At 74.0% G+C, this 6,927-nt stretch carries 8 protein-coding genes; 2 read left to right on the top strand and 6 right to left on the bottom strand.

Annotated features, from left to right (window positions below; genetic code table 11):
* Together ACTIFU_RS10350 and ACTIFU_RS10345 are read right to left on the bottom strand one after the other, a co-directional pair.
* Positions 1–432, bottom strand: a 432-nt coding sequence (locus tag ACTIFU_RS10350) for a helix-turn-helix domain-containing protein (protein ID WP_439578225.1), incomplete at its 3' end; no start/stop codon positions are given.
* 192 nt (positions 433–624) lie between these two features.
* On the bottom strand, positions 625–912 hold the full coding sequence (locus ACTIFU_RS10345; RefSeq protein ID WP_439578224.1) for a PepSY domain-containing protein: 288 nt from the start codon (positions 910–912) through the stop codon (positions 625–627).
* 187 nt (positions 913–1,099) lie between these two features.
* Between ACTIFU_RS10345 and ACTIFU_RS10340 the strand changes: the two genes are divergently transcribed.
* Both ACTIFU_RS10340 and ACTIFU_RS10335 read left to right on the top strand, forming a co-directional pair.
* The gene (locus ACTIFU_RS10340; RefSeq protein ID WP_439578223.1) at positions 1,100–1,672 is read left to right on the top strand and encodes a sigma-70 family RNA polymerase sigma factor; all 573 of its coding nucleotides are present in this window, start codon (positions 1,100–1,102) and stop codon (positions 1,670–1,672) included.
* Between the two features lie 3 nt (positions 1,673–1,675).
* On the top strand, positions 1,676–2,341 hold the full coding sequence (locus ACTIFU_RS10335; protein ID WP_439578222.1) for an NrsF family protein: 666 nt from the start codon (positions 1,676–1,678) through the stop codon (positions 2,339–2,341).
* Positions 2,342–2,348: 7 nt separating this feature from the next.
* On the opposite strand, the gene ACTIFU_RS10330 is transcribed toward ACTIFU_RS10335, so the two are convergent.
* From ACTIFU_RS10330 to ACTIFU_RS10315, 4 genes are all read right to left on the bottom strand, one after another.
* Complete coding sequence (locus tag ACTIFU_RS10330) at positions 2,349–3,260, bottom strand: hypothetical protein (protein ID WP_439578221.1); 912 nt, start codon at positions 3,258–3,260, stop codon at positions 2,349–2,351.
* A gap of 80 nt (positions 3,261–3,340) precedes the next feature.
* A complete protein-coding gene (locus tag ACTIFU_RS10325; protein ID WP_439578220.1) occupies positions 3,341–3,613 on the bottom strand; it encodes an acylphosphatase in 273 nt (90 codons plus the stop codon).
* Positions 3,610–4,329 carry an ATP12 family protein gene (locus ACTIFU_RS10320; RefSeq protein WP_439578219.1) on the bottom strand — a complete coding sequence of 240 codons (720 nt, stop codon included), beginning with the start codon at positions 4,327–4,329 and terminating at the stop codon, positions 3,610–3,612. Before ACTIFU_RS10320 ends, ACTIFU_RS10325 begins: the two co-directional genes overlap by 4 nt.
* Positions 4,326–6,908, bottom strand: a complete 2,583-nt coding sequence (locus tag ACTIFU_RS10315) for an AsmA family protein (protein ID WP_439578218.1) — start codon at positions 6,906–6,908, stop codon at positions 4,326–4,328. The genes ACTIFU_RS10320 and ACTIFU_RS10315 overlap by 4 nt, the downstream gene beginning before the upstream one ends.
* Positions 6,909–6,927 lie beyond the last annotated feature (19 nt).

Genomic DNA, 6,927 nt, shown 5'->3' with positions numbered 1-6,927 from the left:
CTTGCGGTAGCCCATCGCGCGCAGCTCCCGGCTCAGCGTCTGCTTCGAGACCGAGACGTGGAACTCCTCCCACAGCCACTGGCCGAGGTCGACCAGCCGCCAGCGCACTACCCCGTGGAGCGCCGGGATCGGGCCGCGCTCGATCTGCGCCGCCAGCGCCCGGCGGTGCGCCTCCGTCAGCCGCGGCCTCGCGCCGGGCGCCTTGCGGTCACGCAGCCCGTCGGGTCCCTCGGCGTTGAAGCGCAGCACCCAGTCCCGCACGATCTGCAGGGTGACGTTGCCAAGCCGCGCCGCCTCCGAGCGCGCCCCGCCGTCGTAGATCGCCGCCAGCGCCAGCAGCCGCCGCGCCTGCGCGGCGTCCTTCGAGCGCCGCGCCAGCGCGCGCAGCGCAGGGGCATCGTAGTCGGGGCGGAGGGGAAGCGGCTGACCCATGGCAAAGCTCCATTGCTCGCCCGCTTGAATCAGATCCCGCCCGCGTCGGGGAATCCCCCTTGGGAGTCTCGCTCAGAAGGACTTGGTATCAGATCCCGCCCGCGTCGGGGAATCCCCCTTGTGAGTCTCGCTCAGAAGGACTTGGTATGAGCCGGGCGGGCACTGAGCCGGGCGGGCACTGAGCCGGGCGGGTCAGTCGCGCTCGACCTTCAGCACCCGTCCCGTCCGCGGATCGATCTCGACCTTGATCTCGTGGCCGCGCGCGTCCCGACCCTCCACCTCCCAGCGGTCGTCGTCGCATTCGAGTTCCTTGATCAGCGCGACGCCAACGTCGCGCGCGATCTCGATCGCGAGCTCGGCGCGCACGGGGCCGCGATCGCAGCGTTCATCGGCGAGCGCGGCCAGCGGCGCAAGCCAGAGCGCGACCGCAGCGGAGGCGAGGCGGCCGAGCGGCACGGGCAAGGGCACGGACACGGGCATCGATCCTCCTGGGGTCCCTGGGGCACCATACGTCAACGTATGGCGGTCGGATCGGTTCCCTCCCCAGGCCGCCCCGGCACCATGGCGGCCGGCTATCGACTCCATTCCTCGACGCCAGCCGCCGATCCGGCGTAGCGTCCCGCCTGCAATGCGGACAGGATCGCTGCGAGGACCGCCGATGGAGACCATGGCGACAGCGTTCGGGGACCGCGACCAGGGGTGGTCGGGCCTGATGGCCGCCTCCCAGGACGGCGACCGGCGTGCCTATGACCGGCTGCTGCGCGAGATCGTGCCGTTCCTGCGCGGGGTGGCACGGCGGCGCCTGCGCGGCGAGGCGGATGTCGAGGACGCGGTGCAGGATGCCCTGCTCACCATCCACCAGATCCGCCACACCTACGACCCGGCCCGGCCGATCCGGCCCTGGCTCGCCGCGATCGCCGAGCGCCGGGCGCTCGACCGCGTCCGCTCCGTCTCGCGCCGGGCTGGCCGCGAGGAGGAGCTGACCGACCTCCACCACGAAACCTTGGCGGGTTCCTCGACGAATGAAGGGGAAAGCCGTCTTCAGGCCCGGGATGTCCGGGCGGCGGTGGCGGACCTGCCTCCCGGGCAGCGCCAGGCGATCGAGCTCCTGAAGCTGCAGGAGCTCAGCCTCGCCGAGGCGTCGACTCGGACCGGACAGTCCGTCACGGCGCTGAAGGTGGCGACCCACCGGGCGATCCTGGCGTTGCGGCGCCGGGTCGTCGGCGACGAGAGGACCTGAAGGGTGCGCACCGAGGAGCTGGTTGGTTCGCTGGTTGCTGACCTCGGACCGGTGAGGCGGCTCCGCCCGCCGTTGGTGCGGGCCGCCGGGTGGCTTGCACTGTCCGTGGCGGTGATCGGGGCGGTGGTGGCGCTCAAGGGGTTCCGCCCCGACCTCGCGGCGCGCCTTGCCGAACCGTGGGAGGTCGTGCAGCTCGCCGCGGCGGTCGCGACGGCGGTGCTGGCGGCGCTCGCGGCGTTCCACCTCGCCCTGCCCGACCGGTCGGACTCCTGGGCGCTGCTGCCCCTGCCCGGTTTCGGGCTCTGGGTGGCGAGCCTCGGCTGGGGCTGCGTGTCCGACTTCGTCCGGCTCGGTCCCGACGGGATCGCGCTCGGCACCTCCTGGGGTTGCCTCGGCTTCATCCTGGCGCTCACCGTTCCGCTCGGGGGTGCGATGCTGTTCGCGCTGCGCCATGCCGGGCCGATCCGCCCGGTGCCGACTGCGGCGGTCGGCGTGCTGTCGGTCGCGATGCTGGCCTCGGTCGGGTTGTCGCTGGTCCATCATCTGGACGCCGCGATCATGATCCTGGTCTGGCACGCGGGGGCGGTGCTGGTGGCCGTCGCGCTGAGCGCGGCCATGTCGCGCCCGACCTTCCGCGCCGCGCAGCGGCTCTCGGCCGCGACCGCGTGACGGCGGCTCAGAACCGGTAGCAGGACTCCAGCGCCGAGCGGATCGACGCGGTCGAGCCGCGAAGGGACATCGTGCCCTGGCGCGCGCCGTTGATCGCAACCGTCGCCTGGCTGTCGCGGCCCGCAAGGAACTGCGGCAGGCGCGAGCGGCGCAGATCCGCGTACCAGACATTCTGGCCACCCCCCGGCTGCTGGCCGATCGGGTGGTCCACCCGGCCCAGCGTGGGGAACAGGAAGGTCACGGTGGCCCGGCTGACGCTCGGCCTCCCGCGCAGCGCCAGCGCCACCACCGGCGCGCCGTTGAAGCAGAGCAGCGAGACCGAGTGGATCACGCCGGGCCCCGCGACGGTCGCGACGGGCGTGCGGCCGGCGACGGGGCGGAGCGACCAGTCGCCCGGCGAAGGCGGCGGAGGCGGGCGGGCCGCCTGCGGTGCCGGCGCGGGCTGGGCCGGCGGCCGCGCCGGTCCGCCGAGCTGGGCCAGCTCGCGGCCGTTCCAGGCAAACGCGCGCGTGCAGCCCTCGCTCCCGATACCGCCGGCACGGCACATCGCGCCGTGCAGCGAGACCTCGATCACCGGCGGCGAGCCCTGGATCAGCCGCCATCCCTGGACGTGCCCGAGCGACTGGTTCTTGAATCCGCCACCGCTCGAAATGAACACCGCGAGCGGACAGCCGGCCGAGCCGCAGAAATACGACCACGCGTTGGCACAGGTGAACTGCTGGAAATCAAGGATGTAGTCCTCGATCCCGTCACCGTTCAGGTCCACGCGGGTCTCGTAGCCCGGGTTCAGCGAGGGCGTGCCCCCCGCCTCGCGACAGGCCTGGAATGACTCCGCATTGGTGCGCGCGATCGGCTCGGGCTGTGCCGCGGCCGGTTCTGCGGCCAGCACGGCGAGTATCACCGGGATTGCCCAACGCATATCCGCCCTCCTCCACCGCACGACCGATCGGTGACGATACCACCGTCTCCCGTTCCTGGACGCGCGGCAAGCGGGCGTCGCTACCCGAGCTGCAGGAACCCTGGAGCCGGCGGTTGATCCGCCGCCTCGATCACCTCGACCGACGCGACGCGCGCGATCAGGGGACCGCGCTTCAGGGCGGCGATGAACTCGGCAACCGCCGTCTCCTCGCCGGCCGCCAGCGCCTCGACCCTGCCGTCCTCCAGGTTGCGCACCCAGCCATCAATGCCGAGCCGGTCCGCCTGGCGCGCGGCGAAGGCCCGGAAGCCGACGCCCTGCACCCTGCCCGAGACGAGGATCCGAACGGTCCTCACGTCACCCGCTCGGGCTCGGCGAGCGCGAGGATGCGCGCGGCCAGCCGCACGTCCGCGGCGATCGCGGCGAGCCGCGCTGCGGCCTCGTCGTCCTCGCCCCATGCCTCGGCCTGGAACGCCTCGTCGAGGGCAGCGAGCGCATGGGCCTCGTCGGGGCCGATCCGCCGCTCCGCCAGCGCCAGCCCCAGCACCAGCGAGCCGAGCGCCGGCACGGCGATCCCAAGCGCGGCGAGCGCCAGCGGCGTGCGGCGCGCCAGCGCCGCGCGGAGTGCGGCGAGCGCCGCCGGCGGCTGCGCGACGGGGACGACGCCGCACGTAACGGTCAGCTTCGCGTCGAGCGCCAGTGCGGCCCAGTCCAGCAGCGTCTGCCAGCGTTCGGCCTGGCGCGCGGCGAGTTCGGGCGGGTGCTCGGCGCGGTAGCAGAGCAGGTCGGTCTCGCCATAGGCCGCGAGCGCGTCGATGGTCGCCGCCGGCGCCGGGGCGATCCGGTCGATCGCCGTCGCGATCACGCGCGTCACCCTCAGCGCCTCCAGCGTCACCTCCGCGCCCGTGGTGCCGCCGGCCTCCTGCCATTCCTCGGCGATCGCCGCGGCGAGGGGCCGGCTCGGTACCAGCAGCGGCGCACCAGAGGGCAGGCGCATCGGCCTTCCGTCCAGTGCGACCCCCCATCCCCCCTCCCGCGCCACCGGTTCGGCGCGGACCCAGAACCGCTTCATCGTCCGAGGCGCGGCAGGATCTGCTGCAACGGGCTCGACGGACGCTGCTGCTGCTGCGGCTGCTGGGCCGGCGCCTGAGGCTGCTCCTGCGGCGCCGGCGCGGTCTCGGCGGCAGGGGCCGCGCCCTGTCGCCCGCCGCGCGCGATCGCAAGCTGTGCCGGGCAGTCGTCGGTGGTGGTCCCGCCGCGCGCGGCGCCCACCACGCCGCCAACGATCGCGCCCAACGGACCCGCCACGGCCCCAGCCTGGGCGCCGGCCGCCGCCCCCGCACCCATCTGGCCGAGCGCGCCGACCGCGCCGGCGGCATCCGGTCGGATCGACGGGTTCAGGAAGGTGCCGCGCACGGTCACGGGCACGGCGATGCCGCCGCCGGCCATCTTCAGGGTCGGCAGAATGCGCAGCGCCAGCGTCTCCGGGCCGAGATTCAGGCTGCCGGATCCGGCCACCTTGGCCAGGTTGCTGTCGAACAGGAACGCACGCGCAGCGGCCACGCCGCCAGCCGAATCGAACCGCACCGCGAGGCAGCGCACGTTCGACACGCCGTCGCGCGGCGCGCCCGGCACCAGCGCGCGCCAGAGCTCGCCGGCGACCAGATCGATCAGCCGGTTGTCGATGTCGAGATTGGCGCCGGCCAGCCCGACATGCCCGTCCAGCGTCGAGGCGATCCGGTGCGGGCTGGCCCCGCTCCCGCGCACATCGACATCCAGCTCGACGCGCCCGCCCACGCGGTACCCGCTGCCATAGGCCGCCAGCAGCTGGCGCAACTCCATCGACGGGGCCGAGAGCTGCAGGCGCACCGGCGGCTCGGGCCGCGAGGCGTCCATGGTCAGGCGCAGCGTCACCGCGCCGCCCGGCACGGTCGCGCTCAGCGGGTCGAGCCGAAGATTGCCGCGGTCGAGCGCGAGGGAGCCCGCGATCTCGCGATACTCCGCGCCGCCGAGGCGGAGCGTGGCGAGCTGGAGCCGCACCGACGCGTCCGCCTCGCGCAGCGCGTCGAGCGGCAGCGGATCGTCCGGGATCATGCGCTGCGGCGGAGGCGAGGCAGGTCTCGCGGCCGGTGCCGCCGGGGCGCCTGGTGTCGCCGCAGGCTGACCGCCCCCGAGCGCGGCGATCAGCGCGTCGGCATCGACCAGCTGGCCTTGCAGCCGGGCCTCCACGCGCATCCGCGGTGCGGGCGTCACGGTCAGGGTGCCGGCAAGATCCGATCCCCCGGCCTTCAGCGCCATGTCGCTGACCGTCACCTGCCCGCGGTTGCCAGGTCCTGCGACCTTGCCGGTGGCCGCGATCTCCTTCAGTTCCGGCAGCGCCGTGCCCGCGAGCCGCGACAGCGCCGCGAGATCAGGGACGCGGACGTCGAACGCGACGTCGGCCGTGGGCGCGGGCGAGGCCGGGTTCATCACCTGCCCCTTGATCGTCGCCTGCGCATCGGCCGCCGCCAGGGTGACGTCGATCGGCCAGGCACCCTGCGCCGCCGCGCCGGGCATCAGCGCGGCGAGCGGGCCGAGCGTACCTTCGGCGCGCACGGGCGTCGCGTTCACCACCGCCTCGGCCTCGAGACGGATCGGGGCGGTCGTGTCGGGCGCGGCGATCTCGATCCGCCGCACCGTCACGCCGGGCACGAGCGCGGAGAGATCGCTCTCCGCCAGGGCGAGCCGGATTGCGCGGAGTTCCGGTATCGACCCGCCCGAGTCGCGGGCGGCGAGGGAGACCTCGATCCCGCGCAGCGCCGGCACCGGCGGTGCGCCCGGCACCACCGCAGCGAGGCGAGCGAGATCGGGCACGTTGGCCTCGACGGTCATGTCGTAGCCCTTGCCCGCCATCGGCTCGGCGATTGTGCCCTTCAGCCCCAGTCGCGCGCCCGCGAGCACGACCGTCAGGTCCACCGGAAATGGCGTGCGTGCGGCGGGATCAAGCAGGCGCGCCAGTGGCCCGGCGGTGCCGGCGAGCGTGAACGCCGTACCGTCGAGCGTGGCTTCGAGGTCGAGCCGCATCGGTTCGCCGGGGGGGAGCGCGGCCTGGAGGCGGGGGATCACCACGGTGATGGTCTCGCCAGTCCGGCCGTCACGGAACGCCACGGTGCCGCGCTCGATCCGCAGTTCGCCGACCGCGATCTGGGGCGGCGCCTTGCGCTCGGCCGGCGGCTGCCCCGGAGCGGGCGGCGGCTCCAGCGGCGCGCCGGGGCTGGGCAGCAACTCCCAATTGCCGCGGCCCTGCGCGTCGGTCTCGAGCAGGATGTCGGGCTCGACCAGCACGATCCGATCGACCGCGATCTCGCCGCGGATCAGCGGCAGCACCGACAGCGCCACCTCCATCGAGGCCAGCCGCGCCATCGCCGGACGGCTGCCCCACTCGGCGTTGGCGAAGGCCACGGTCTCGACCTGGAGCGTGGGCCGTAGCGAGGGCTTCAGCCGGATCGGACCATCGAGCACCAGATCGCGCCCCGTGGCCTGCTTCGCAGCCTGCTGGATGCGCGGCTTGTAGGCCTCCGGATCGAAGGTCGCGAGGAAGATCCCCGCCGCGGCCACTGCCAGCAGCAGCAGCACGCCGAGCCCGATCAGCGTGTAGCGCAGGATGCGCATGGGGCGTCCTCCTTCGTGT

It is taken from the genome of Elioraea sp., assembly GCF_051860475.1.
Taxonomy (GTDB): Bacteria; Pseudomonadota; Alphaproteobacteria; order Acetobacterales; family Acetobacteraceae; genus Elioraea.
This window is presented reverse-complemented; position numbering and strand designations above follow the sequence as displayed.